Annotated in this window: 27 protein-coding genes and 1 rRNA gene; 27 read left to right on the forward strand and 1 reads right to left on the reverse strand. The window is 40.6% G+C overall.

Features of this window, described 5'->3' with window-relative positions; translation table 11 throughout:
- From rrf to rsmI, 12 genes are all read left to right on the forward strand, one after another.
- A 5S ribosomal RNA gene (gene rrf / locus ACIQYG_RS23500) occupies positions 1 to 86 on the forward strand; the annotation flags it as partial.
- A 209-nt stretch (positions 87 to 295) separates the two neighbouring features.
- Positions 296 to 514: a sigma factor G inhibitor Gin gene (locus ACIQYG_RS23505; RefSeq protein ID WP_402843087.1), complete on the forward strand. Its 219-nt coding sequence runs from the start codon at positions 296 to 298 to the stop codon at positions 512 to 514.
- A 239-nt stretch (positions 515 to 753) separates the two neighbouring features.
- Complete coding sequence (locus ACIQYG_RS23510) at positions 754 to 2208, forward strand: aminotransferase class I/II-fold pyridoxal phosphate-dependent enzyme (RefSeq protein WP_402843090.1); 1455 nt, start codon at positions 754 to 756, stop codon at positions 2206 to 2208.
- Between the two features lie 39 nt (positions 2209 to 2247).
- Positions 2248 to 2889, forward strand: a complete 642-nt coding sequence (gene tmk / locus ACIQYG_RS23515; protein ID WP_402843093.1) for a dTMP kinase — start codon at positions 2248 to 2250, stop codon at positions 2887 to 2889.
- 101 nt (positions 2890 to 2990) lie between these two features.
- Positions 2991 to 3320, forward strand: coding sequence for a cyclic-di-AMP receptor (locus tag ACIQYG_RS23520; RefSeq protein WP_402843095.1), 330 nt, complete (start codon positions 2991 to 2993; stop codon positions 3318 to 3320).
- Positions 3321 to 3344: 24 nt separating this feature from the next.
- Complete coding sequence (locus ACIQYG_RS23525) at positions 3345 to 3785, forward strand: YaaR family protein (RefSeq protein WP_402843097.1); 441 nt, start codon at positions 3345 to 3347, stop codon at positions 3783 to 3785.
- A gap of 8 nt (positions 3786 to 3793) precedes the next feature.
- Positions 3794 to 4798 carry a DNA polymerase III subunit delta' gene (holB, locus tag ACIQYG_RS23530; RefSeq protein ID WP_402843100.1) on the forward strand — a complete coding sequence of 335 codons (1005 nt, stop codon included), beginning with the start codon at positions 3794 to 3796 and terminating at the stop codon, positions 4796 to 4798.
- A 1-nt stretch (position 4799) separates the two neighbouring features.
- Positions 4800 to 5630: a PSP1 domain-containing protein gene (locus ACIQYG_RS23535; protein WP_048689969.1), complete on the forward strand. Its 831-nt coding sequence runs from the start codon at positions 4800 to 4802 to the stop codon at positions 5628 to 5630.
- A 50-nt stretch (positions 5631 to 5680) separates the two neighbouring features.
- The gene (gene yabA / locus ACIQYG_RS23540; protein ID WP_402843197.1) at positions 5681 to 6019 is read left to right on the forward strand and encodes a DNA replication initiation control protein YabA; all 339 of its coding nucleotides are present in this window, start codon (positions 5681 to 5683) and stop codon (positions 6017 to 6019) included.
- A gap of 177 nt (positions 6020 to 6196) precedes the next feature.
- Positions 6197 to 6940 carry a tRNA1(Val) (adenine(37)-N6)-methyltransferase gene (locus ACIQYG_RS23545; RefSeq protein WP_402843102.1) on the forward strand — a complete coding sequence of 248 codons (744 nt, stop codon included), beginning with the start codon at positions 6197 to 6199 and terminating at the stop codon, positions 6938 to 6940.
- Complete coding sequence (locus ACIQYG_RS23550) at positions 6927 to 7187, forward strand: GIY-YIG nuclease family protein (protein WP_402843105.1); 261 nt, start codon at positions 6927 to 6929, stop codon at positions 7185 to 7187. Before ACIQYG_RS23545 ends, ACIQYG_RS23550 begins: the two co-directional genes overlap by 14 nt.
- A gap of 1 nt (position 7188) precedes the next feature.
- A complete protein-coding gene (gene rsmI / locus ACIQYG_RS23555; protein ID WP_402843107.1) occupies positions 7189 to 8070 on the forward strand; it encodes a 16S rRNA (cytidine(1402)-2'-O)-methyltransferase in 882 nt (293 codons plus the stop codon).
- Positions 8071 to 8115: 45 nt separating this feature from the next.
- On the opposite strand, the gene ACIQYG_RS23560 is transcribed toward rsmI, so the two are convergent.
- On the reverse strand, positions 8116 to 8400 hold the full coding sequence (locus ACIQYG_RS23560; protein ID WP_048689982.1) for a transition state genes transcriptional regulator AbrB: 285 nt from the start codon (positions 8398 to 8400) through the stop codon (positions 8116 to 8118).
- 624 nt (positions 8401 to 9024) lie between these two features.
- Between ACIQYG_RS23560 and metG the strand changes: the two genes are divergently transcribed.
- From metG to ACIQYG_RS23635, 15 genes are all read left to right on the forward strand, one after another.
- Positions 9025 to 10986 carry a methionine--tRNA ligase gene (metG, locus tag ACIQYG_RS23565; RefSeq protein ID WP_402843110.1) on the forward strand — a complete coding sequence of 654 codons (1962 nt, stop codon included), beginning with the start codon at positions 9025 to 9027 and terminating at the stop codon, positions 10984 to 10986.
- A 208-nt stretch (positions 10987 to 11194) separates the two neighbouring features.
- Positions 11195 to 11962: a TatD family hydrolase gene (locus tag ACIQYG_RS23570; protein ID WP_402843113.1), complete on the forward strand. Its 768-nt coding sequence runs from the start codon at positions 11195 to 11197 to the stop codon at positions 11960 to 11962.
- Positions 11963 to 12241: 279 nt separating this feature from the next.
- Complete coding sequence (locus ACIQYG_RS23575) at positions 12242 to 13396, forward strand: ubiquitin-like domain-containing protein (protein WP_402843114.1); 1155 nt, start codon at positions 12242 to 12244, stop codon at positions 13394 to 13396.
- Positions 13397 to 13646: 250 nt separating this feature from the next.
- Positions 13647 to 14210 carry a ribonuclease M5 gene (gene rnmV / locus ACIQYG_RS23580; protein WP_402843116.1) on the forward strand — a complete coding sequence of 188 codons (564 nt, stop codon included), beginning with the start codon at positions 13647 to 13649 and terminating at the stop codon, positions 14208 to 14210.
- Positions 14203 to 15081 carry a 16S rRNA (adenine(1518)-N(6)/adenine(1519)-N(6))-dimethyltransferase RsmA gene (rsmA, locus tag ACIQYG_RS23585; RefSeq protein WP_402843118.1) on the forward strand — a complete coding sequence of 293 codons (879 nt, stop codon included), beginning with the start codon at positions 14203 to 14205 and terminating at the stop codon, positions 15079 to 15081. The genes rnmV and rsmA overlap by 8 nt, the downstream gene beginning before the upstream one ends.
- Positions 15082 to 15281: 200 nt before the next feature.
- Positions 15282 to 16160, forward strand: a complete 879-nt coding sequence (gene yabG, locus ACIQYG_RS23590) for a sporulation peptidase YabG (RefSeq protein WP_402843121.1) — start codon at positions 15282 to 15284, stop codon at positions 16158 to 16160.
- Between the two features lie 314 nt (positions 16161 to 16474).
- Positions 16475 to 16726, forward strand: coding sequence for a biofilm formation stimulator Veg (gene veg / locus ACIQYG_RS23595; RefSeq protein ID WP_034316343.1), 252 nt, complete (start codon positions 16475 to 16477; stop codon positions 16724 to 16726).
- Positions 16727 to 16877: 151 nt separating this feature from the next.
- Entirely contained in the window at positions 16878 to 17054 is a 177-nt protein-coding gene (locus ACIQYG_RS23600; RefSeq protein ID WP_034316340.1) for a small, acid-soluble spore protein, alpha/beta type, read from the forward strand.
- Between the two features lie 323 nt (positions 17055 to 17377).
- Positions 17378 to 18247, forward strand: a complete 870-nt coding sequence (ispE, locus tag ACIQYG_RS23605) for a 4-(cytidine 5'-diphospho)-2-C-methyl-D-erythritol kinase (RefSeq protein WP_048690002.1) — start codon at positions 17378 to 17380, stop codon at positions 18245 to 18247.
- Between the two features lie 61 nt (positions 18248 to 18308).
- A complete protein-coding gene (gene purR, locus ACIQYG_RS23610) occupies positions 18309 to 19133 on the forward strand; it encodes a pur operon repressor (protein WP_048690004.1) in 825 nt (274 codons plus the stop codon).
- Between the two features lie 13 nt (positions 19134 to 19146).
- Positions 19147 to 19521 (forward strand): RidA family protein, encoded by a 375-nt coding sequence (locus tag ACIQYG_RS23615; protein WP_034316334.1) that lies wholly within the window; start codon positions 19147 to 19149, stop codon positions 19519 to 19521.
- A gap of 191 nt (positions 19522 to 19712) precedes the next feature.
- Complete coding sequence (gene spoVG / locus ACIQYG_RS23620; protein ID WP_034316332.1) at positions 19713 to 20009, forward strand: septation regulator SpoVG; 297 nt, start codon at positions 19713 to 19715, stop codon at positions 20007 to 20009.
- A 581-nt stretch (positions 20010 to 20590) separates the two neighbouring features.
- The gene (gene glmU, locus ACIQYG_RS23625) at positions 20591 to 21964 is read left to right on the forward strand and encodes a bifunctional UDP-N-acetylglucosamine diphosphorylase/glucosamine-1-phosphate N-acetyltransferase GlmU (RefSeq protein ID WP_402843126.1); all 1374 of its coding nucleotides are present in this window, start codon (positions 20591 to 20593) and stop codon (positions 21962 to 21964) included.
- Between the two features lie 15 nt (positions 21965 to 21979).
- The gene (locus ACIQYG_RS23630; protein WP_034316329.1) at positions 21980 to 22933 is read left to right on the forward strand and encodes a ribose-phosphate diphosphokinase; all 954 of its coding nucleotides are present in this window, start codon (positions 21980 to 21982) and stop codon (positions 22931 to 22933) included.
- Between the two features lie 311 nt (positions 22934 to 23244).
- On the forward strand, positions 23245 to 24225 hold the full coding sequence (locus ACIQYG_RS23635; RefSeq protein WP_402843129.1) for a sulfonate ABC transporter substrate-binding protein: 981 nt from the start codon (positions 23245 to 23247) through the stop codon (positions 24223 to 24225).
- The last annotated feature ends 4 nt before the right edge of the window (positions 24226 to 24229 follow it).

Below are 24229 nucleotides of genomic sequence, written 5' to 3' on the forward strand. Positions count from 1 at the left end.
GTTCCCATTCCGAACACGGCAGTTAAGCTCTTCAGCGCCGATGGTAGTTGGGGGTTTCCCCCTGTGAGAGTAGGACGCCGCCAAGCCATTTAAAAGGATCAGCCATCTGGCTGGTCTTTTTTGCTTAATGCAAAGAAAAATCATTGGATATAAAGGGATTATCAATTATGGAAACTTTTATAAAGACATACACGTATTGAAATTCTTCATCATACATTGTTAAAAGCATCCCCGGGTTCTCTTAAACTATTTAAATTAATGTATGCGAACAATGGTTTTTGGGGAGAATGCAGGTATGGAGGTGGAGATGTTGGGGACAACAACAACCAAAACAACGGCAGGGGAAACGTGCGCGGTTTGTGAACAAGTAAAAGGGATGGGTATACATCTATATACGACTTTTATTTGTGAGGAATGCGAAAGGGATATGATCGGGACGGATACGAACGATCCCAAGTACCAATATTACTTAAAGCAATTAAGAAAAATCACTAATCCTGAAATATTATCATGAAAAAATAGTTTGTGGAAAGTTAAAGAGTCAGAGAAAAAAGAAATGTGTGTTTCTTTAGTCTCTGATTCTTTTTTTGGTACTTTAGAAGAATGCTTGGCAACATGCTCCCATGTTTCTGTATGTTCCCTCCAAACAGACTGTTCAGTGATGCATAATTGCCTTTCTGTCGACGCAATATGAGATAAAATCGTACTTATTTGATAAAATGAAAAAATACTATGATATGAGGGAAGAGAAAAATGAATCAATCACAAACACCGTTGTTCGATGCAATGAGTGCTTTTCATAAAAAAAGCCCCATATCCCTGCATGTCCCAGGGCATAAAAATGGATGGGTGTTTAATAAAAAGGGCCAAGCCTTATACAACCCCCTGCTTGGTATTGATGCCACGGAGATAAGCGGTTTAGATGACCTGCATGCTCCAGAGGGTGCCATTTTAAAGTCCGAGCAACTACTCGCTGATCTATATGGGGTAAAGCGGAGTTATTTTCTCGTTAATGGGTCAACCGTAGGCAACATTGCCATGATTCTTGCAACCTGCCGGGAAGGTGATAAGGTCCTTGTCCAAAGAAACTGCCATAAATCAATTTTACATGGATTGATGTTAGCGAATGTACAACCGGTTTTTTTACAACCAGATTATTATGAAAAATGGGGCATTGCTGGCGGTGTAGGATCAAATTTAATTGAAGAAGCCTTGAGTGTACATCCAGATGTAAAAGCCATCATTGTTACCTATCCTAATTATTATGGAATTGGTGAAGACTTGACGGAAATGGTAAGGCTCGCACATCAAAAGGGGATTCCTGTACTGGTGGACGAGGCACATGGCGCTCATTTTCAGTTAGGGAGTCCATTTCCCAAGTCGGCCATATTGTCAGGGGCAGACGCTGTTGTCCATTCAGCGCATAAAACACTGCCGGCGATGACGATGGGGTCATATCTTCATGTGAATTCATCCTTGGTTGATGTCGATCAAGTATCATTCTATTTACAAATGCTTCAGTCGAGCAGCCCATCATACCCAATTATGGGTTCGCTCGACTTGGCGAGGGCCTACTTAGCCGCTTTTACTTCAGAAGATAAAAGATCCCTTGTTGAAAAGATATCAGACTTCAGAGGAGAATTAGGAGCCCTCCAAACCGTAAGGGTGCTGGAGGCGCCACTAGGCACCTTGGCAGACCCGTTGAAAGTAGTCATTCAATCAACAAATGGTTTAAGCGGATTTGAGTTACAGCAGCTATGTGAAGCCGAAGGCATTTTTACGGAATTGGCTGATCCTGATAATTTATTAATGATTTTACCCTTATTAAAAATAGGTACCGATTTTCCTTTTCATGAAATCGTACAAACTATAAAAAGTGCCACTGAAGACAGGACTGGAAACAAGGAAGCAGATCTTGGGGTCTTCTGGCCTGATGGAAGGTCAATGACAGGGCTTGAAATGCCCTACTCCGTCATGAAGCATAGTAAATCCAAACCTGTCGTATTAGGGAAAGCAGCCGGTGAGGTATCTGCCGAGATGGTCATTCCTTATCCGCCGGGCATCCCTTTAATTATGTCCGGGGAAATGATTACTCCTGAGCATATATCCAATTTACGGAGACTGCTGGAAATGGGATCAAGGTTTCATGGCGGTTCCTCCCTTTCAAACGGAGAATTGATCGTTTATGAAAGCGGGCAGACTGGTTAAAATGATATACTACAAACAAAGAACCTTGGAGGTACATCGATGAAACGTGGTATTTTTATAACAATGGAAGGGCCTGAGGGTGCCGGGAAAACAACCATTACCCAAATGCTTGGCAAGGCTCTGCAACAAGAAGGCTATCAAGTTCTATTAACCCGTGAGCCAGGGGGAGTTCCCATTTCGGAGCAAATTAGGGAAGTGATCCTTAATAAAGATAATACAGCCATGGACTCGAGGACAGAGGCTTTATTATACGCAGCAGCAAGGCGTCAGCATTTAGTGGAAGTGGTCATGCCTGAGTTGGAACGAGGGGGAATTGTCCTCTGTGACCGATTTATAGATAGCTCGTTAGCCTATCAGGGTCATGCAAGGGGTTTGGATATAGAAGAAGTTTACAATATCAATAAATTTGCAATTGGAGATATGATGCCAGATGCCACGCTCTTTTTTGACATCGACCCAGAGGAGGGATTGAGACGTATCCAGTCCAATGGGGAACGGGAAGTGAACCGGCTGGATCTTGAAGCCCTTGACTTCCATAAAAAAGTTTGTGAGGGGTATCAGTTCATTATAAATAGATGGAAAGACCGTTTCATTATCGTGGATGCAGGCCGGACAATAGATGAAGTCTTTGAGGAAACGAAAGCCAGCTTGTTGGATTTTTTAGCGAAAGCGGGAAACTGAATATATAGGTTTCCATATTATTCAACCAATACTATTCCAGGCAAGGACTAGTTGCTATAATGGAGTTAGTAAAAATTCAGAGTAACCGGAGGATGATGAGAATGAAAATGATCATTGCTGTCGTTCAAGACAAGGATAGTCATCGCCTGCTGAATCAATTAGTGGAAAATAATTTCGGAACGACCAAGCTAGCCAGCACCGGCGGGTTTTTAAAATCAGGTAATACGACTTTTATGATTGGCACAGAGGATGAACGTGTTGACCAAGCCATCGATATCATCAAACAGAATTGTCAGTCACGATCCCAATTAGTATCACCGGTTTCGCCGATGGGCGGGAATGCCGAGTCATATGTACCTTACCCAGTGGAGATTCAAGTGGGCGGTGCGACCATTTTTGTTCTGCCGGTTGAAACCTTTTTACAATTTTAACGGTTAGTTTCAGGGAGGTTCATTATGAAAATCAACCATGACATCCCTATTAAGCTGGATAAATCGCGTCAGGATGCCAAACAATTTCAAACTGGAAATGGCAGATTTCAACAAATGGTCCAGACACAGGATCAAAAGATGCAAATCCAAACATTAAACCGTTTGATAGGCGATATTGAAGGGGCGGGTCAGCGTTTAGTAAGATCACGTACTTTTAGGGAATTGGCAAAATATAAAGCATTGGTGAAACGGCTTGTTAAAGAAGCTGTCGAATATGGACTGGAACTGAAGCAATCCACGAGCTGGAACGAATATGGACAGAGCCGGCCATTGAAAACCGTGGAAACGATAGATGCAAGATTAGTTGAGTTAAGCGAGGAAATTCTTAGTAAAGAGAAAAGTTCGCTTGAAATATTGGAAATGATTGGTGAAATTAAAGGTCTTCTGATTAATTTATATACTTAAGTGAGTTGATGGTTTTGGATAAAACATGGCAGGACATGAGTGAAATTCAGCCGCAGGTAATGACGATGCTGCAAAATAGCATAACGAAAAACAGGGTGGCTCATGCGTATTTATTTGAAGGGGAAAAAGGGACAGGTAAGCAAGACATAAGCATTGCCTTTGCCAAAAGCTTACTTTGTGAAGCCCCGACAGCAGGTTATGAGCCATGCGAACTTTGTCGGAATTGCAAACGGATTTCAAGTGGGAATCATCCTGATGTCCATTTGATAGAAAAGGACGGCCTCTCAATAAAGAAAGAACAAATCAAGGGGCTTCAGGAAGAATTCTCGAAAAAAAGCGTAGAGGCAGATCGGAAGGTTTATATGATTGCCGATGCTGACAAAATGTCGGTGGGGGCAGCCAACAGTCTATTGAAATTTTTAGAAGAACCTTCGGCTGATACTGTAGCAATATTGATGACCGAACAGCTTCAGAGGATTCTTCCGACTATATTATCAAGGTGCCAAGTGATTTCGTTCAAGCCATTATCTCCGGAGAATGTAAAACGGAAGCTGATGGAACAGGAGTTAGAACCGCAGCTGGCCTCGGTTATCGCCCACATAACACAGAATGTGGAAGCTGGAATCGAGCTTAGCCATGATGAATGGTTTGTACAAGCTCAAAAAATAGTGGTAAAATTATATGAAGTGTTAAAACTTAATTCCTTGAAGGCAATGCTGTATCTTCAGACGGATTGGTTCACACACTTTAAAGAAAGAGAACAGGTTGACAGAGGTCTTGATTTGTTACTTCTTATATATAAGGATTTATTATACATTCAGTTGGACAAAAAGGACTTCGTTGTGTTCCAGAATAAACTGAAGGAATTTGAAACTCACGCTCTTCATCTTTCCCCAAGACGCCTTGCTGAACATATGGGTTGCATTTTGGAAGCAAAAAGGAAGCTGATGTCCAACACGAATCCACAGCTGTTGATGGAACAGCTTGTGCTGAATTTGCAGGAGGGATCATGATTTGTATGATGTTGTAGGTGTCCGTTTTAAAAAGGCGGGCAAAATATACTACTTCGATCCGGGTGAATTCGCTATTCCTAAGGACGATTTTGTAATAGTGGAGACTGTCCGCGGTGTTGAATTCGGTAAAGTCGTTACAGCCCGTAAACAAGTAGATGAAAACGATGTTGTCCTGCCATTGAAAAAAGTACTTCGAGTCGCTGATGCAAAAGATAAGCTGATTGTAGACGAGAACAAGGCGGCTGCAGAAGAGGCTTACACTATATGTTGTCAAAAGGTTGTGGAGCATAAGCTGGATATGAAGCTGGTTGATGTGTCATATACTTTCGACAGAAATAAAGTCGTGTTTTATTTTACAGCGGATGGTCGCGTGGATTTCCGTGATTTAGTCAAAGATTTAGCTGCCATATTCAGAACTCGCATAGAACTGCGCCAAATCGGGGTAAGGGATGAGGCAAAGATGCTTGGTGGCATCGGACCTTGTGGCAGAATGCTTTGTTGCTCCACATTTCTTGGAGATTTTGAACCGGTTTCCATCAAAATGGCGAAGGATCAGAATTTATCATTAAACCCTACAAAAATCTCAGGTTTATGCGGTCGATTGATGTGCTGTCTGAAATATGAAAATGATGAGTATGAAAGTGCGAAGGAAATGCTTCCTGATTTAGGTGAAATGATTAATACGCCTGGTGGCAAAGGCAAGGTAGTGGGGCTTAATATTCTAGAACGCGTACTTCAGATTGAACTAATCGGGCAAGAAAGAGTATTAGAGTATACTCTAGATGAGATTCTAAAAGAGGGAGCCGTTTCTATTCAAGCCACAGATTATTAAGGTGGTGGGAGAGCGTGGATAAGAAAGATATTTTTGAGTCGGTGACCAATATGGAAACCCAGATAGGCCAATTATATAAGCAGCTTGGAGAATTGAAGCAGAACTTAGCTGAAATCCTTGAGGAAAATCAGTCGCTCAAGCTGGAGAACGAGCATTTGCGCCATCGGTTGGGCCTTGTGGAAGTCGAAAGTGCGCCTGCTGCAGTAAAGGTCAAACAAAAAGTGAAAAACCGTACTGCTAGTGCGGAAAAGGTTATGGATATCGGGGAAGGCTATGATAATTTAGCCCGTATCTATCAAGAAGGCTTTCATATTTGCAATCTGCATTTTGGCAGTTTACGAAAAGAAGGGGATTGCCTGTTCTGTTTATCTTTTTTAAACAAGAAGTGATAATGGATAATATAAAAGATGTTCCATCTCTTTTACGTGATAGATAGACCGTTTACAATATATAGTGATTCGGGGTCTGACGCATACTATGAGTCAGACCCCTTTTTGTACGATAGTGATGTAGAAGCATGGTCCCTAAACATGCTTTTTCCATACATGATTAGGAGGGTAACAGCAATGGTAGAACTTAATGGAGATGAGCGCCTGGATTATCTATTGGCTGAGAATTTAAGGATCATCCAGAGCCCATCGGTGTTCTCTTTTTCATTAGATGCCGTTTTATTATCAAGGTTCGTGAATGTACCGATCCAAAAAGGGAAAATTGTCGATCTTTGCTCGGGCAATGGGGTCATACCTTTGCTGCTGAGTACAAGAACGAAAGGGACAATTACCGGTGTTGAAATTCAAGAGCGGTTATATGACATGGCCCAGAGGAGCATGGACTATAATGGTGTATCCTCCCAAATCGAGATGATTCATGGAGATATAAAAGAAATTCCAAAACAGATAGGGTATAGCAAATATGATGTCGTTACTTGCAATCCACCCTATTTCCCGACACCATCCATCGAGGAAATTAACAAAAATGAGCATTTTGCAATTGCCCGACATGAAATAATGTGTAATCTTGAGGACGTCATGCGTGTTTCAAGCCAGTTACTGCGTCAAGGTGGGAAAGCCGCATTCGTTCATAGACCGGGCCGTCTGATGGATATCCTGCATTTTATGAGGATGTACAGAATTGAACCGAAGCGACTGCAATTCGTTTATCCAAAAAGTTCAAAAGAAGCGAATACGATTCTCATAGAAGGGATAAAGGACGGCAACCCTGATTTGAAGATTCTTCCCCCGCTTGTTGTATATAATGATCAAAATGAGTATAATCCGGAAATCAGAAGGATTCTATATGGAGAGGAATAAGCACTATTTTTATGTTTTAGAATGCAGGGACGGCAGCTATTATGCTGGGTATACCAATGATTTGCTCCGTAGGATTGACGCTCATAATCAAGGCAGGGGTGCTAAGTATACACGAGGCCGGACCCCGGTTGAACTCATTTATCATGAAATATTCGAAACACGGACATTGGCCATGCAGGCTGAATATAAATTCAAGCAATTAACAAGAAAACAAAAGCAAAAGTGGATGGCAAAGGAGGATACATGATATGTGGCAGCAAAAGAGTTTTGAAAAAGAAGGATTGGAGCCGGCTCTGTATCTGGTTCCTACACCGATAGGCAACCTTGAGGATATGAGTTTCCGGGCTTTAAGAATTTTAAAGGAAGCGGATGTCATTGCTGCTGAGGACACGCGAAATACGAAGAAATTATGCAACTACTTTGAAATTTCGACACCTATCGTAAGTTACCATGAACATAATAAGGAATATAGCGGGAAGCAAATGCTTGAGAGGCTTCGATCTGGAGAGGTCATTGCATTGGTAAGTGATGCTGGCTTGCCGACGATATCCGACCCGGGATATGAACTGGTCAAAGATGCCATTGCCGAACAGTTTAAAGTCATTCCGTTGCCGGGGGCCAATGCTGCATTAACTGCATTGATTGCATCTGGGCTGGCTCCCCAGCCTTTTTACTTCTATGGTTTTCTACAACGGGGAGCGAAGGAAAAAAAGCAGGAACTGGAAAAATTAAAAAAAATGGAATCAACTTGGATCGTTTATGAATCGCCCCATCGATTGAAAGAAACATTGAAACATATGCATGAAATTTTAGGTGACCGTCGTATAGTATTATGCCGCGAATTAACCAAGAAATTTGAAGAGTTCATTCGAGGGACTGTTAGTGAAGCATTGACATGGGCGGTGGAATCCGAAATTCGGGGTGAGTTCTGTTTGATAATAGAAGGCGGGCAATGGTCGGAGGATGAATCGGAAGAAGCTTGGTGGATGGCCCTTGATATCGTCGGTCATGTTAATCATTATATAGAAACCAAGCAGTTCAGTTCAAAGGACGCAATCAAGCAGGTCGCAAAAGATCGCAATATGCAAAAACGAGATGTATATCAAGCGTTTCACATTGATATACAATAATAAGCATAAAAAAAACTTCCGGAGACCGGAAGTTTTTTTATCATTTTATTTAGAAGCAGTGAAGTTTTGTTGAATTTCTTGAATAAGTAATTCTGCACCTTCACGGCTAAGAATCAATTTACCATTGGCAAGTGTAAGGTTGTTATCGGAAACTTCACCTGTAACTTGGCAAGTCATGTTTGGTTTGTATTTTTTCAAGATGATGCGCTCATCATCAACATAGATTTCAAGAGCGTCTTTCTCAGCGATACCCAATGTACGACGAAGTTCGATTGGAATAACCACCCGGCCTAACTCATCAACTTTACGAACAATACCTGTAGATTTCATTTAAAAAATTCTCCTCTCAGTTACAATCTAGTACCCTATTTCTATTTTTTTCGCCATTATTCGACAAATTTTTTTATAAATTTATAATACCAGCCATTCCCAAATTCGTCAATGATTTATTTTCATTTTTTTGTAAGAAATAGCATGGCCCATTTGTATAACGAAATGGCTTTTAAAGAGAAAAAATCGGTTATGCCTTTAAAAAAAAGTAAAGAAATGCAGGATTACAAAGAACTACTCACTTCACCACATTTCGACAAAGTATGCATATGAAAACATACTTCACCATTATATGATTAAATATATTTTAGTTTCAAAACAAAAGTTCTGAATTAAGGATAATTTTCTTAAAAAGTTTATGAATATGTGAGTTGTTGCACAAAAATAGAAATTTAGGTATATTTTGTTGAGGTAAGAGGTAATGCTGACAGAAGGGAAGTCCCCTTATTTTTATAGTGAGATTTACTTATCATTTTTTTATTCTATTAACATGATGATTAGATTAGTGATTATTGTCGCGCAGAATTGTATATAGCGTTAAAATAGAGATAAAGCTTAAATATATATTCTTATGGCTTGGGTCAGTCCCATAGCCGGTTTTTCAAATGATGAGGAGGGAACGAAGTGCAAGATAAATTAAAAACATTCTATATCACGACACCCATATATTATCCGAGTGGTAATTTACATATAGGGCACGCGTATACGACAGTGGCAGGGGATGCCATGGCTCGTTATAAAAGGATGCGTGGCTTCGATGTCATGTATTTAACAGGAACTGATGAACATGGTCAAAAAATCCAGCGTAAAGCGGCTGAGGAAGGAATCACTCCACAGCAATATGTAGATAATATCGTATCAGGGATTAAAGAACTATGGGAAAAGCTTGATATTTCTTATGACGATTTCATCAGGACGACGGAAGATCGCCATAAAGAGGTCGTAGCCAAGATTTTCAAAAGGCTATTGGACCAAGGTGATATATATTTGGACCAATATGAAGGGTTATATTGTACACCTTGCGAATCTTTCTTCACGGAACGTCAAGTGGAAGAAAGCAATGGAAACTGTCCTGATTGCGGCAGGCCTGTTGAAAAGGTAAAAGAGGAATCTTATTTCTTTAAGATGAGTAAATATGCGGATCGGTTACTTAAGTTTTATGAGGAAAACCCGGATTTCATTCAGCCGGAATCCCGCAAAAACGAAATGATCAATAACTTCATCAAGCCTGGATTGGAGGATCTGGCCGTTTCACGTACTACTTTCGATTGGGGCATCAAGGTGCCGGGAGATCCAAAGCATGTTATTTATGTATGGATAGATGCTTTGACCAATTATATAACGGCATTAGGGTATGGAACGGATAATGATTCTAAATACTTGAATTATTGGCCGGCCGATGTACATCTGGTCGGAAAGGAAATCGTTCGTTTCCATACGATCTATTGGCCGATCATGTTAATGGCTCTTGACGTGCCGCTTCCGAAGAAAGTCTTTGCCCACGGATGGCTTCTCATGAAAGATGGTAAAATGTCCAAATCAAAAGGAAATGTAGTGGATCCCGTTACATTGATTGATCGTTACGGTTTGGATTCTTTACGCTACTATTTATTGCGTGAAGTACCATTTGGTTCCGATGGGGTATTTACACCGGAAGGGTTTGTGGAACGGATCAATTTTGACCTGGCAAATGATTTAGGGAATTTATTAAATCGAACAGTTGCAATGGTCAATAAATATTTTGATGGTGTGATTCCAAATTATAAAGGATCCAATGGAGAATTCGAAAAGGCTTTGCTTGAAATGAACCAAGATACGGTAGGCAAGTATGAGGAAGCAATGGAAAACATGGAATTTTCAGTTGCACTAACATCCATTTGGCAACTCGTGAGCAGAACTAATAAATTCATTGATGAGACCCAGCCGTGGACTCTTGCTAAAGATGAATCAAGGAAAGAAGTCCTTGCCAGCGTCATGGTTCATTTGGCGGAATCATTACGCAGGACGGCAATCCTTTTAAAACCGTTCTTGACGCAAACGCCGGAAAAAATCTTTGCTCAGCTTAACATCGAGGATGATGTGTTAAAATCCTGGGACAGTTTAGCTGAGTTCGGTCAAATTCCTGCTGAAACAAAAGTCTTGAAGGGAGACCCGATCTTCCCTCGTTTGGATATGGAAGAGGAAGTTTTATATATTAAAGAACAAATGCAGGGTGATGCCCCTAAGGCCGAGGAAAAAGTGGAAGAGACGATTCCGGAGGTTGATGAAATCACTATCGATGACTTTACAAAAGTCGAGCTTCGTGTTGCTCAGGTAATGGAAGTTGAGCCTGTAAAGAAGGCGGATAAGCTTCTTAAACTTCAGCTTGATTTGGGCTATGAGAAACGGCAAGTCGTATCAGGCATTGCACAGCACTATAAACCAGAAGATTTAGTAGGAAAAAAAGTGATATGCGTAACGAATTTGAAACCTGTTAAACTTCGTGGCGAGCTCTCTCAAGGAATGATTTTGGCGGGAAGCCAGGATGGTGTGCTCTCTGTCGCTACAATAGATTCATCGATTCCAAATGGTTCAAAAGTGAAATAAACGGATGAAAACATAAAGGTGTTTCATATGAAACATTTTTATGTTTTTTTCTTTACGCTTTTGGAAAAAGTAACGTAATATAGGTTTGTTTTTGGTTCTACATTTATTTGTTGGGCATATTGGCTCCTTTGTAATCTGTTTGTTACCTAAATGTGAAACATAAAACTTTCATTTTTTTATAAAATAGTGCTAGAAAGGAAGAAAAATAATGTTATTTGACACACATGTACATGTAAATGCGGAACAATTCAACGAGGATCTCGAAGACGTAATAGAAAGAGCTAAGGAAGCAGGGGTCAATAATATGGTAGTCGTTGGTTTTGACCGGCCCACCATTATAAGGGCAATGGAATTAATAGAAACTTATGATTTCATGTATGCCGCAGTCGGATGGCATCCTGTGGATGCTATAGATATGACAGAAGAGGACTTACAATGGATCGAGGAATTATCCAATCATCCAAAGGTTGTTGCCATTGGTGAGATGGGCCTGGACTATCATTGGGATAAATCTCCGAAAGATGTTCAAATGGAGGTGTTCAGGAAGCAAATCCGATTGGCAAAAAAGGTGGGGCTGCCCATTATCATCCATAATCGGGAAGCGACCGCGGATATCGTGAACATACTAAAGGAAGAAGAGGCATCAAGGGTTGGAGGCATCATGCATTGCTTTAGCGGAAGTGCAGAAACGGCTTTGGAGTGCATCAATATGAATTTTTATATTTCATTGGGTGGACCTGTGACCTTCAAGAATGCAAAAAAACCAAAGGAAGTGGCAGCAGCCGTACCTTTAGACCGTTTACTGATTGAGACCGATTGCCCTTACTTGGCTCCCCATCCTTATAGAGGGAAGCGTAATGAACCTTCATATGTGAAACTTGTTGCTGAACAAATTGCAGAAATCAAACAACTTACAATAGAGGAAGTTTCCCAGGCGACAACGGAAAATGCCAAGAAATTATTCGGCATTAACTGACATTTTTTTTTACAATATCTCCCGGGGTTTGCTAGCTAAAATCGCACTTTTTTAAGGTTTCTACAAATCTCACTCCAACTATAGGCTTATTATGTCGAGAAGTCGCCCTTTCCTTTTCAATATGGAATATGCATAATAGGTAGTAATTTCCTGAATGAGAAGTGAATGGGTTGACAGCTTGATAACTAAGTCTATATAATCACCGGGAGGAAGGAGGAGTTTTTCATTCTATTAAAAACTATGAAAAACCTTATTCCCAAACCTTTTGGGAAGAAGAGAATGGCCATTGCCATTTGCAGTGCTATTCTGGTTTCTACAGCATTGGGAATACTAATATATCAGGGAACAAAGGATACAGTAACAATCATGCTAGATGGAAAAAAAGAGGTAGTGCGTACACACGCGGCTACTGTAAATGATATGTTGGAAGATTTAGAGATTACCGTTCAAGCCGCAGACTATGTCCACCCATCAAGATCCACAAAGGTTGATGATGATTTGGAGGTGGTTTGGAAGCCTGCACAAAAAATCATCATGGTGCAGGATGGCAAGAAGAAGGAAGTCTGGTCCACCGCCGATTCGGTGGATGAACTTTTAAAAGACCAAAATCTTAGTGTGAAGGAACAGGATAAGATCACCCCTTCAAAAAATACGAAGCTGAAAGCGAATATGGAAGTTGCCATAGACAAAGCCTTTTCACTGAAATTAGTGGTAGGTGGAGACGAAAAGCAGGTATGGTCAACTTCGACTACTGTCGCTGACTTTTTAAAGCAACAAGGAGTAAAACTCAATGATTTGGATCGAGTTGAGCCAGAATTAACCGAAAAAGTTGAAGCTGAGAATACGGTAAACGTAGTTCGAATTGAAAAAGTCACCGATGTAGTGGAAGAACCAGTTGACTTTGCTGTCATAACTAAAAAAGATGACTCTTTATCAAAAGGGAAAGAGAAAGTTGTCAAAGAAGGAAAAGACGGGCTCGTTTCCAAGGAATATGAAGTTATTAAAGAAAATGGCAAAGAGGTCAAAAGAGAATTACTTTCAGAAAAAGTAGTTAATAAAAAGCAGGATAAAGTTGTAACGGTCGGAACTCGAACGACGGTTGCCCAGGCATCACGGGGAGTAACTAACGTTAGTTCTTCAAGTGGGAAAGAAATATACGTATCATCAACAGCTTATACTGCCAGTTGTAAGGGCTGTTCCGGAGTCACGTCCACAGGAGTAGATCTAAAGAGTAATCCAGGTGCGAAAATCATTGCTGTCGATCCAAGCGTAATTCCTATGGGGTCGAAAGTATATGTAGAGGGATATGGCTATGCTGTAGCGGCTGACAAAGGCGGAGCAATAAAGGGAAATAAGATTGACGTCTTCTTTTCCTCAAAAAATGATGCCTATCGCTGGGGTGTTAAGAGAGTAAAGATTCGCGTATTGGACTAATAAGGTTTCTCTCGCAGGAGATGAATTCGTCTCCTGTTTTTTGCGTTTTATTTTCCATTTGTTGAAAAACCCCATGTAAAACTGTTTTAATAAGATAGACGTCTCATCATTCCATAAGATTTCAATATATGCGTGTAAACTTTCATAAATGATCTTGAATGGATTCTCTACCCAAAATTTTACGGGGGACCGGTTACGTTTATCCAAGAGCTAATCAAAGCGGCTTGCGCTTTTCTGTATGGAGGAAACCATGAAAAAGATTAAAGAAATTATTGTTGTAGAAGGAAAAGACGATACAGTGGCGATAAAAAGGGCTGTTAATGCTGATACAATAGAAACCAACGGATCAGCGGTGAATGAGTCCTGTATTGAACAGGTGAGGCTTGCACAAAAGACACGTGGAGCCATCATTTTCACAGACCCTGATTTTCCTGGTCAAAAAATCAGGAATATAATTTCAGAACAAGTAAAAGGCTGTAAACACGCCTTTTTAACGAAGAAGGAAGCCCTTCCTAAGTCAGGTAGAGGAATTGGTGTGGAACATGCTTCTCCTGAGGCAATTCGTAATGCTTTAAAGGACGCCCAAATAATGGATGAAGAGGCTTCAGAAGAGATTTCACAGCAGGATTTAATAGATGCAGGTTTAATCGGGGGATCCGGTGCCAAGGAACGTAGGGAAAAACTTGGATCTATTTTAAAAATCGGGTTTACCAATGGTAAACAGTTATATAAGAGACTAAAAATGTTCCAAATATCAACTGAGGCTTTTGAGGAAGCGATGGTACAGATAATTCAGGAGGAAAAAAATGAATAAGGATATTGCAACCCCTGTCAGAACGAAAGAAATATTAAAGAAATACGGATTCTCCTTTAAAAAGAGCTTAGGCCAAAACTTTTTAATCGATACGAATATCTTGAAACGTATTGTCGAACATGCCAATTTGACGGAGGAAAGCGGCGCCATCGAAATTGGGCCGGGAATCGGGGCATTGACGGAACAACTGGCGAAAAGCAGCAAAAAGGTTGCTGCCTTTGAGATTGATCAGCGTCTACTGCCCATCTTATCGGATACACTGTCTCCCTATAACAATGTAAACATCATTCACGGGGATGTTCTTAAGGCTGATGTCAAGAAGGTCATCGAGGATGAATTTGCTGGATTCTCGGACTTGATGGTCGTTGCAAATCTGCCATACTATGTCACGACGCCGATCATTTTAAAGCTATTGTCCGAGGACTTGCCCATTAGAGGCATTGTGTGCATGCTGCAAAAGGAAGTGGCTGATCGAATTGCCGCAAAACCTGGGACAAAGGAATATGGTTCTTTATCCATTGCCATTCAATATTATACAGAAGCCGAAACAGTGATGATCGTTCCCAAAACGGTATTCATGCCTCAGCCTAATGTTGATTCAGCTGTAATCCGCCTTACTAGGCGCATGAAGCCAATCGTCGAAGTCCTTGATGAGGATTTCTTATTCACTGTGACCCGGGCGTGCTTTGCACAGCGTCGGAAAACGATTTTAAATAACTTAACCAGTCAGCTGCCAGATGGTAAATCGAAAAAGGAACACATACTTGCCGCCCTCGAAGCCGCGGAAGTGGATCCTTCCAGACGGGGCGAAACACTGAGCATCAAAGAATTTGGCCGCTTAAGTGATGCGTTATTGCCGAATTTCAAATAAAGAAAATGTGAAAGATTCAAGTCGGAATGGGGTCACTCCCAGCTTCCGGCTTTTTTTATTTTGAAATTGCCCCATCCGACGGAACGTACCCGAAAATGTAATCAATCTCCACCTTTCACCATTCAAGAATGGTTCGCATAACTTAAGAATGAAAATAAACTAGGGCGGGCTGAAAATAAGTCTTCTCATGGGGTGGGGCCATGAATATTCAAATAAACGATATTGTTGGTCGGATTTCTTATAAATGCGACGTGTTGTTCCGGGTAATCGATATCCGTGATATTGACGGAAGGCGTGAAGCTGTTCTTTATGGGGAAGATATCCGACTGATTGCAGATGCACCTTTTCAAGATTTAATGATTATTAATGATAATGAAAGAAATGATCGACAAAGGTCGAATGAGGTACTTCAAGAACAATCTGACCGCTTATTAACACAAGATCTAGAGCTGCAACAACAAAAAAATGGCTATCAATCCAGTAATGGCTATCGGTATAGCGGTGAATATTTTCAAATACCAGGGAGAGTCCTCCATGTTGATGGGGATGCATCTTACTTAAGGAAATGCATGGATCTTTATCAGAAATTCGGCATTCCGGTCAATGGCATCTATTGCAATGAAAAGGAAATGCCCCAAAGAATCGGGGGGTTGTTGGATCATTATCGGCCGGACATTCTTGTTGTCACCGGTCATGATGCCTATTCAAAATCAAAAGGACCGATGTCCGATATTAATGCCTATCGTCACTCAAAGGATTTTGTACAGACAGTTAGAGAAGCGCGAAGGAGGGTTTCTCATTTAGACCAACTGATTATATTTGCCGGGGCTTGTCAGTCGCATTTTGAATCGCTGATCCAAGCGGGGGCAAATTTCGCAAGTTCTCCTTCCCGTGTTAATATACATGCTCTTGATCCGGTATATATCGTCGGAAAGATAAGTTTTACGCCTTTTTCCGATCATATTCATGTATGGGATGTCCTTCGGAATACATTAACGGGAGAGAAGGGGCTGGGGGGGATTGAGACAAAAGGAGTGTTACGGACCGGGTTGCCTTTCAAGCCATTTCAGGAAGAATGAACGAGCTGCATTTTGAAAGAATGCAGCTTGCTTTTGGTGGGGTAAAATTTCGGATATCCTCACAAAAAAACGGATTTTTTGTTGAGAAATGTCACTATGGAATGATTTAATTACGAAAATTCGGCTTAATAAATAATGGAATAGTTCGTTTACATAATTTTTCATTTCCCAGGATATAATAAAATTGTTCGCGATTTTGCCGAATTTCAGATAAAAATATATTGACTACATTTTTAAGTGCTGATATAATTTATTATTTTGTTTGCGTATATTTGTAAATTGTGATATACTTAACTTAGTGAGGTGGACCGAAAATGCCAAAAACTCTAGCTGATATTAAAACTGCACTTGATTCAAACCTAGGTAAAAGATTGCTCTTAAAAGCAAACGGTGGAAGAAGAAAGACTGTAGAACGATTTGGAACTTTGGCGGAAACTTATCCGGCTGTTTTTGTAATTGAGCTCGACCAAGATGAAAATGCGTTTGAAAGAGTATCTTACAGCTATGCGGATGTTTTAACGGAAACCGTAGAACTAACATTTTTAAACAAACAACAAGAGATGTAACTTAGACGAGGCAGCTAACAACTTTGTTTGCTGCTTTTTGTTTTGCATGGAATATCCTGTGAACCCCAATAAAGGTTTAAAAAGGATGTAATGAAATAGCGTATGATGCAAACACTAGGCATGTGACGGCATGTGAAAGGGGTTGCTTCGCTTGAGCAGGAAAAAAGGGATTATGTCAAATGATCTTAAAGAGGAATTGGCTAAAGAACTTGGATTTTACGATGTTGTCCAGAAAGAAGGCTGGGGAGGAATCCGGGCCAGGGACGCAGGAAACATGGTAAAACTTGCTATCGAAAAAGCACAACGTCAATTGGTGAACAAAGAGTAAGATAAGACACTAAATTGTATCATGCCGTCATGTTGAAAGAAGCCGGACTCTTTATACAATGTATAGCTCTATTCATTTTTGCTTACATTGTAGTTAAGGAGTCTGGTTTTTTTATGTATCGGTGAATGCTATATGGATATGTAGCAAGTCTTTTGGGATGCAGGAAGTGGTTGCTCTCCAATGTGCCTACATGTGTCTATTCTCCTCTAAGGGTCACTCTTAGCTTCATTACATTGAAATTACGATGAAAAAACCTTTAGAATATAAACAAATATGATAGAATAGGACAAGAACTTTTAAGAACGTTAAAGTAGGTGGACATATTGAAGCTTATGGAAAAAGCCCCGGCTAAAATTAATTTGGCTTTGGATGTGCTTTTCAAACGGCCTGATGGGTATCATGAGGTGGAAATGATCATGACGACAGTCGACCTTGCCGATAGAATTGAACTAAAGGAAATAAAGGGAAATCATATTCAAATTCTATCCCATAATCGATTTGTTCCGGATGATCATCGGAATTTAGCTTATCAAGCTGCATTTATTCTAAAGGAACGTTTTGGAATCAATAAAGGTGTTTCCATAACTATAGAGAAAAATATACCTGTAGCCGCAGGACTTGCTGGTGGAAGCAGTGATGCCGCAGCAACCTTGAGAGGCTTAAATAGACTGTGGAAGCTTGGTCTTTCCATGGATGAACTTGCGGAAATCGGAGCTGAAATTGGCTCTGATGTTTCATTTTGTGTATATGGAGGTACGGCATTGGCCAGAGGGCGCGGGGAAAAAATCACGCATCTTCCTGCACCGCCAAAGTGCTGGGTCATCTTGGCCAAACCGACGATCGGCGTTTCGACTGCCGATATATACAAAAGGCTCCAAACTTCAAAAATGGAGCATCCGGATGTACCTGGAATGATTTCGGCTATTATGGAAAACAATTATCACGATGTATGTGAAGGGTTGGGGAATGTTCTTGAACAAGTGACATTGCAGTTATACCCGGAGGTTGCGAACATTAAAGATCAAATGAAGACATTTGGAGCAGATTCGGTCTTGATGAGCGGAAGCGGTCCGACCGTTTTTGGTTTGGTGGAACATGATTCGCGCATGCAAAGGATTTACAATGGTCTTCGTGGATTCTGTGATCAGGTCTATGCGGTCCGTTTGTTGGGTGATCGAAACAATCTTGAATAGAAACGTACATTAGTGGTATAGTTGCTATATAATATTCGGAATTCACAAAGGGGGTGTCTCAATGAAATTTCGTCGCAGCGAGAGGCTAGTCGATATGACCAATTATTTATTAGAACATCCAGGGGAGCTAGTTTCGCTGACTTATTTTGCTGAAAGATATAGTTCGGCGAAGTCCTCGATAAGTGAAGATTTGACAATCATCAAAGATACCTTTGAACAACGCGGGATAGGTTCTTTAACAACCGTTCCAGGTGCGGCTGGTGGAGTGAAATATATTGTTTCCATCAAGGAAGAAGAGGTCAATGCCTTCATTGACGGATTATGCGATACGATCGCTAGTCCCGAAAGGCTACTTCCTGGCGGTTATCTATATATGACAGACATATTAGGACATCCGCAAACCGTGAATAAGGTTGGAAGGATAATCGCTTCAATGTATGCCAAGAAAAATGTCTCAGTCATCATGACGATGGCAACCAAAGGGATATCATTAGCATACGCCGTGGCAAATTATTTGAATGTTCCAGTTGTCATTGTAAGTAGGAATAATAAAGTAACGGAAGGTTCTACAGTGAGCATCAATTATGTTTCTGGCTCTTCAAAGAGGATCCAGACTATGGTACTCTCTAAGAGAAGCTTGGTTGAGGGTTCGAATGTATTGATTGTAGACGATTTCATGAAGGCTGGAGGTACCATTAACGGTATGGTCAGTCTATTGGATGAATTTAAGGCAACAGTTGCCGGAATTGCGGTGCTGGTCGAATCCGAACATACGGAGGAGTGCCTTGTCGAGGATTATGTTTCTTTAATCAAGTTGACGCAGGTGGTCGAAAGAGACAAGAAAATCAAGGTCAGCCGTGGGAATTATTTTACGAAAAAGGAATAGGGGGAATCATTTCATGAAAACGATACATACTGATGAAGCACCGGCAGCGATCGGACCATATTCACAAGGCGTGATCGTGGATACGTTATTTTTCAGTTCTGGACAGATCCCGCTTACTGCGTCTGGTGAGATGGTGACAGGGGATGTCAAGGAACAAACACACCAGGTCTTTAAGAATCTCCAAGCCGTATTGAAAGAAGCTGGGGCTTCATTGGAAACTGTCATTAAGGCTACAGTATTCATTAAAAGTATGGACGATTTCGGTTCGATTAATGAAATATACGGAGAATATTTTTCTGCTCACAAACCTGCTCGCTCTTGTGTAGAGGTTGCTCGCCTTCCTAAAGATGCACTAGTGGAAATAGAAGTGGTAGCGCTCGTTAAATAAACGGGCGTTTTTTTATTTTTCAAGGGAATTCGTAATGGGTAATTTTCCTGTAATATAAGGATAATTTTTAATGTTTTTAAAAACTAGGCTGAATTTTCTAAAAAAATTACAGATAATAGAAGGAGTTCACGTTTTTTTGTTGAATATGTACTTTAAGTTTTAACAACAACAAAAAGGGATGGTGAGCTTAAATGGAAGTAACTGACGTAAGATTACGCCGTGTGAATACGGATGGTCGTATGAGAGCTATCGCATCAATTACACTGGATAATGAATTTGTGGTTCATGATATTCGTGTGATCGACGGAAACAATGGTTTATTTGTAGCAATGCCAAGTAAACGAACTCCAGATGGAGAATTCCGGGATATCGCTCATCCAATCAATTCCTCGACACGCGGGAAAATTCAAGAAGCTGTCTTGACAGAATATCATCGATTGGGAGAACTTGAAACTGAATTAGAGGAAGCTGGAGCAGGTGCTTCTTAAAATAACCTTACTTTTAAACTTTAAATTTATAATTCGTGCATCTAGAGCCTACTTCATAAGTAGTGCTCTTTTTTATTTATTCAAAAACAGATAAGTTTAGAACTTATTCGCCCATCATACAGACATTTGCTTTAATAAATTGTAAAACTTACGTTTTTATCTAAAGTTTAAGTACCCATCCTTTTTATTTTTTAAACCTTTTTGTTTAACCGGATATTGTAAGTGGGACCTCCTAATGACCTAAGATGAAATGAACCGGTAACCTGATCTCGGAATGGGAGTTAACAACGGGTGCAGTGCTTCTAAATGGCTTGTACATAGGGCGTGGCGCGGTCGTGGCAGTGTTTTGGGATAAAGGGGGAGGATATGTGATTTCTGTACATTGACCGGGTATACATCATTAATTTCATGTAAAATAAAGCCCCAAGATCCATTGCTAACCTTTGTAAGGGCTGTCGGATATCGGAAATTTTTCACCTGATTGGTTGACAATTATATGTACTTTTAATTGTTACCTTGAAAAGAATCACTATTTGAGATAATATTTTTAGTGGATAAAAAGGTGAAAATGGAGGCCTGTTATGAGTAATCGCTATGCAATAATATTGGCCGCTGGGCAAGGTACTAGGATGAAATCTAAGCTTTATAAGGTTTTGCACCCTGTTTGCGGGAAACCAATGGTACAACATGTTATCGATCAAGTCAATCAACTTCAAATAGAAGATATTGTAACAGTCATCGGCCATGGTGCTGAAAAGGTTCAAGAACAACTTGGTGATTCATGCAAGTATGCCTTACAAGAACAGCAATTAGGTACGGCACATGCTGTAATGCAAGCGGAAAGCGTTTTATCCGCAAAAAGTGGCACGACCCTTGTTATTTGCGGAGATACGCCTCTGATTAAAGCGGAAACAATGGAAGAGCTTATAGCATTGCATGAGCAAAGTCAGGCGAAAGCAACAATCTTAACAGCATATGCAGATAACCCTGCTGGCTATGGAAGGGTCCTTCGCGGTGAAGGCGGACTTGTAGAAAAAATCGTCGAGCATAAGGATGCTTCTGAAGAAGAAAGATATGTTAAGGAAATAAATACCGGTACATATTGCTTCGACAACCAAGCATTATTTAGCGCGCTGAAAAAAGTTTCAAATGAAAATGTCCAGGGAGAATATTACTTACCGGATGTTATTGAAATCTTAAAAGAAGAAGGCGAAGTGGTGACGGCTTTCCAATCCAGTGATTTCGAGGAGACATTGGGTGTGAATGACCGTGTGGCTTTATCGCAGGCAGAGCAAATTTTACGGAAACGCATCAATGAAATGCATATGAGGAACGGTGTAACGATCATCGATCCGGTTACAACGTTCATTGAAGCGGATGTGCAAATCGGACAGGACACAGTCATTAACCCTGGGTCATTCATTAAAGGAAAAAGTATTATCGGGCAGGATTGCTTGATTGGCCCGAATACGGAAATCAGTAATTGTGAAATTGGTGATGGAACGGAAGTCCTCCAATCGGTTGTACACGAAAGCAGTATTGGAAGTTTTGTTAAAATCGGTCCATTCGCACATGTTAGACCTCAATCAGATATTAAGGATTCCGTTAAGATCGGTAATTTTGTCGAAATTAAAAAGACCGTTTTTGGCAAAGGAAGCAAAGCGTCACATTTGAGTTATATTGGTGATGCAGAGGTTGGGGAGAATGTTAATATAGGCTGCGGATCTATTACCGTGAATTACGACGGGAAAAATAAATATTTGACGAAGATTGAAGACAATGTCTTCATAGGCTGCAATTCTAATCTGGTTGCACCTGTGACAGTAGGAGAAGGGGCATATGTAGCTGCTGGTTCAACCATCACGCATGATGTACCGCAGGAAGCCCTATCCGTTGCTCGGGCTCGTCAAGTTAACAAAGAAGATTATGTCAAGAATTTGAAATTTAATAAATAACCGACGGAGGTCATCATGTCAAATCAGTATTTAGATCCTAATTTAAAAGTATTCTCTTTAAATTCAAACTTCGATTTAGCTCAGGAAATTGCTGCTGCAATCGGTGTTGAACTTGGAAAATGTAGCGTAACAAGTTTCAGTGACGGTGAAGTTCAAATTAATATTGAAGAAAGTATTCGTGGCTGTGACGTATTCGTGATCCAATCAACAAGCCAACCAGTGAATGAAAATTTAATGGAACTTTTAATTATGATCGATGCTCTTAAACGTGCTTCAGCTAAAACGATCAATATTGTAATGCCATATTACGGTTATGCCCGACAAGATCGTAAAGCGCGTGCGCGTGAACCGATTACAGCTAAACTTGTCGCAAATCTTTTAGAAACGGCTGGTGCCCACCGTGTAATCACATTAGATCTTCACGCACCTCAAATTCAAGGTTTCTTCGATATTCTAATCGATCACCTTGTTGCCGTTCCGATTTTAGCTGATTTCTTCAAGGAAAAAGATTTAAGTGATATCGTCATCGTTTCCCCAGATCATGGTGGTGTAACACGTGCCCGTAAAATGGCTGATCGCCTAAAAGCACCGATCGCCATTATCGATAAGCGCCGCCCAAGACCGAACGTGGCTGAAGTCATGAACATCATTGGTAATATTGAAGGGAAGACAGCAATACTGATTGATGACATCATCGATACTGCAGGAACTATTACATTAGCGGCCAATGCCCTTGTGGAGAATGGGGCTAAAGCAGTGTACGCTTGTTGTACTCACCCAGTCCTTTCAGGTCCTGCCATCGAAAGGATTCAAAATTCAACGATCAAGGAATTGGTCGTGACTAACTCGATTGCACTATCTGAAGATAAGAAGATCGATAAAATTGTTGGACTTTCTGTAGCACCTTTGATTGCAGAGGCAATCATTCGTGTGCATGAGGAACAATCAGTCAGCACATTATTCGATTGATAACAAAATAAACGAAAACACGGCGGGCCTTTCGGGCTCGCCGTGTTTTCGTTTAAAGGTTTCAGAAAATTTTTAATTCTTAGTTGACAGATGAGAATAGTAATAATAAAATAACTATACAAATTCAATTCAAATTCATGGAATGAAAAACTGTACTACGCAAGTGCATACTGGTTAACGCCGATCGGACTACCGAAGGCTCCTTTCCTTCACCAATTGAACATTAGGCATCATTTTGCCCTATTGTCCAATTGGTGAAGGAAAGGAGCCTTTTATTTTTATATAAATTGTTTAAGAAGGGTGTGCAGAATATGAAGAGAAAACGAAAGATATGGCTGCTGTCCATCTTCAGCATCTTCATGCTGATAGTAAGTGCATGTGGGCAGGAAAAGAATAGTTCCAATAGTGCTGACGCAAAAGAATCAGATAAAACCATCCGAATCGGTTATCAAAAATTCGGGACATTAAATATTTTAAAATCAAAAGGGAGTCTGGAAACACATTTGAAAGAAGTGGGATATACCGTCGATTGGACTGAATTCCCTGCAGGACCTCAGCTGCTTGAAGCCTTGAATGTCGGAAGCCTTGATTTTGGGCACACAGGGGAGGCGCCGCCGATATTTGCACAAGCAGCCAAGGCTCCGCTTGTCTATATTGCCAATCAACCGGCAAACCCATCAGGAGAGGCTATAGTCGTACAAAAGGATTCACCCATCAAAAATGTGAAAGATTTAAAGGGAAAGAAGGTTGGTTTGAATAAAGGCTCCAATGTTCATTATCTATTGGTCAAAGCTTTAGAGGAAGCAGGACTAACTCTTGATGATATTACCCCGGTCTACTTACCGCCGGCAGATGCGAGGGCCGCTTTTGAAGGAAATCAAATTGATGCCTGGGTAATATGGGATCCATTTTTATCAGCGGCGGAATTGGAACTTGAAACGAAAACGATCCTGGATGGAGATGGACTTGTGGCGAATCGTGAATTCTTCTTGGCAACTGATTCATTTGCCGGGAATGAAGAGGCGTTGAAGATTATCAAAGAAGAACTGATAAAGACTGATAAGTGGATTGAAGAGAACCCAGGAGATGTCGCTGAGTTTCTATCTCCGGAAATTGGAATGAGTGTTGAGGCATTGGAAAAAACATTGAAAAGAAAAGAATATGGACTCGAGGAGATTTCCAATGCCGTTTTGGATGATCAACAAAAGATTGCCGATACTTTTTACAATCTTAAGTTAATCCCAAGCAAGATTAATATTCTGGATGCTTCAGCAAATCTTAAAAAACATTAAGGGG

Origin of the sequence: Peribacillus sp. NPDC096622 (assembly GCF_044762665.1) — a bacterium.
Lineage (GTDB): Bacteria > Bacillota > Bacilli > Bacillales > DSM-1321 > Peribacillus > Peribacillus frigoritolerans_B.

Bases quoted from the DNA above. Each gene is read 5' to 3' on its own strand.
- ACIQYG_RS23505 (WP_402843087.1), top strand. From the start codon at position 296: ATGGAGGTGGAGATGTTGGGGACAACAACAACCAAAACAACGGCAGGG.
- ACIQYG_RS23510 (WP_402843090.1), top strand. From the start codon at position 754: ATGAATCAATCACAAACACCGTTGTTCGATGCAATGAGTGCTTTTCAT.
- tmk (WP_402843093.1), top strand. From the start codon at position 2,248: ATGAAACGTGGTATTTTTATAACAATGGAAGGGCCTGAGGGTGCCGGG.
- ACIQYG_RS23520 (WP_402843095.1), top strand. From the start codon at position 2,991: ATGAAAATGATCATTGCTGTCGTTCAAGACAAGGATAGTCATCGCCTG.
- ACIQYG_RS23525 (WP_402843097.1), top strand. From the start codon at position 3,345: ATGAAAATCAACCATGACATCCCTATTAAGCTGGATAAATCGCGTCAG.
- holB (WP_402843100.1), top strand. From the start codon at position 3,794: ATGGTTTTGGATAAAACATGGCAGGACATGAGTGAAATTCAGCCGCAG.
- yabA (WP_402843197.1), top strand. From the start codon at position 5,681: ATGGAAACCCAGATAGGCCAATTATATAAGCAGCTTGGAGAATTGAAG.
- ACIQYG_RS23545 (WP_402843102.1), top strand. From the start codon at position 6,197: ATGGTAGAACTTAATGGAGATGAGCGCCTGGATTATCTATTGGCTGAG.
- ACIQYG_RS23550 (WP_402843105.1), top strand. From the start codon at position 6,927: ATGGAGAGGAATAAGCACTATTTTTATGTTTTAGAATGCAGGGACGGC.
- rsmI (WP_402843107.1), top strand. From the start codon at position 7,189: ATGTGGCAGCAAAAGAGTTTTGAAAAAGAAGGATTGGAGCCGGCTCTG.
- ACIQYG_RS23560 (WP_048689982.1), bottom strand. From the start codon at position 8,400: ATGAAATCTACAGGTATTGTTCGTAAAGTTGATGAGTTAGGCCGGGTG.
- ACIQYG_RS23570 (WP_402843113.1), top strand. From the start codon at position 11,195: ATGTTATTTGACACACATGTACATGTAAATGCGGAACAATTCAACGAG.
- ACIQYG_RS23575 (WP_402843114.1), top strand. From the start codon at position 12,242: ATGGCCATTGCCATTTGCAGTGCTATTCTGGTTTCTACAGCATTGGGA.
- rnmV (WP_402843116.1), top strand. From the start codon at position 13,647: ATGAAAAAGATTAAAGAAATTATTGTTGTAGAAGGAAAAGACGATACA.
- rsmA (WP_402843118.1), top strand. From the start codon at position 14,203: ATGAATAAGGATATTGCAACCCCTGTCAGAACGAAAGAAATATTAAAG.
- yabG (WP_402843121.1), top strand. From the start codon at position 15,282: ATGAATATTCAAATAAACGATATTGTTGGTCGGATTTCTTATAAATGC.
- veg (WP_034316343.1), top strand. From the start codon at position 16,475: ATGCCAAAAACTCTAGCTGATATTAAAACTGCACTTGATTCAAACCTA.
- purR (WP_048690004.1), top strand. From the start codon at position 18,309: ATGAAATTTCGTCGCAGCGAGAGGCTAGTCGATATGACCAATTATTTA.
- ACIQYG_RS23615 (WP_034316334.1), top strand. From the start codon at position 19,147: ATGAAAACGATACATACTGATGAAGCACCGGCAGCGATCGGACCATAT.
- spoVG (WP_034316332.1), top strand. From the start codon at position 19,713: ATGGAAGTAACTGACGTAAGATTACGCCGTGTGAATACGGATGGTCGT.
- glmU (WP_402843126.1), top strand. From the start codon at position 20,591: ATGAGTAATCGCTATGCAATAATATTGGCCGCTGGGCAAGGTACTAGG.
- ACIQYG_RS23630 (WP_034316329.1), top strand. From the start codon at position 21,980: ATGTCAAATCAGTATTTAGATCCTAATTTAAAAGTATTCTCTTTAAAT.
- ACIQYG_RS23635 (WP_402843129.1), top strand. From the start codon at position 23,245: ATGAAGAGAAAACGAAAGATATGGCTGCTGTCCATCTTCAGCATCTTC.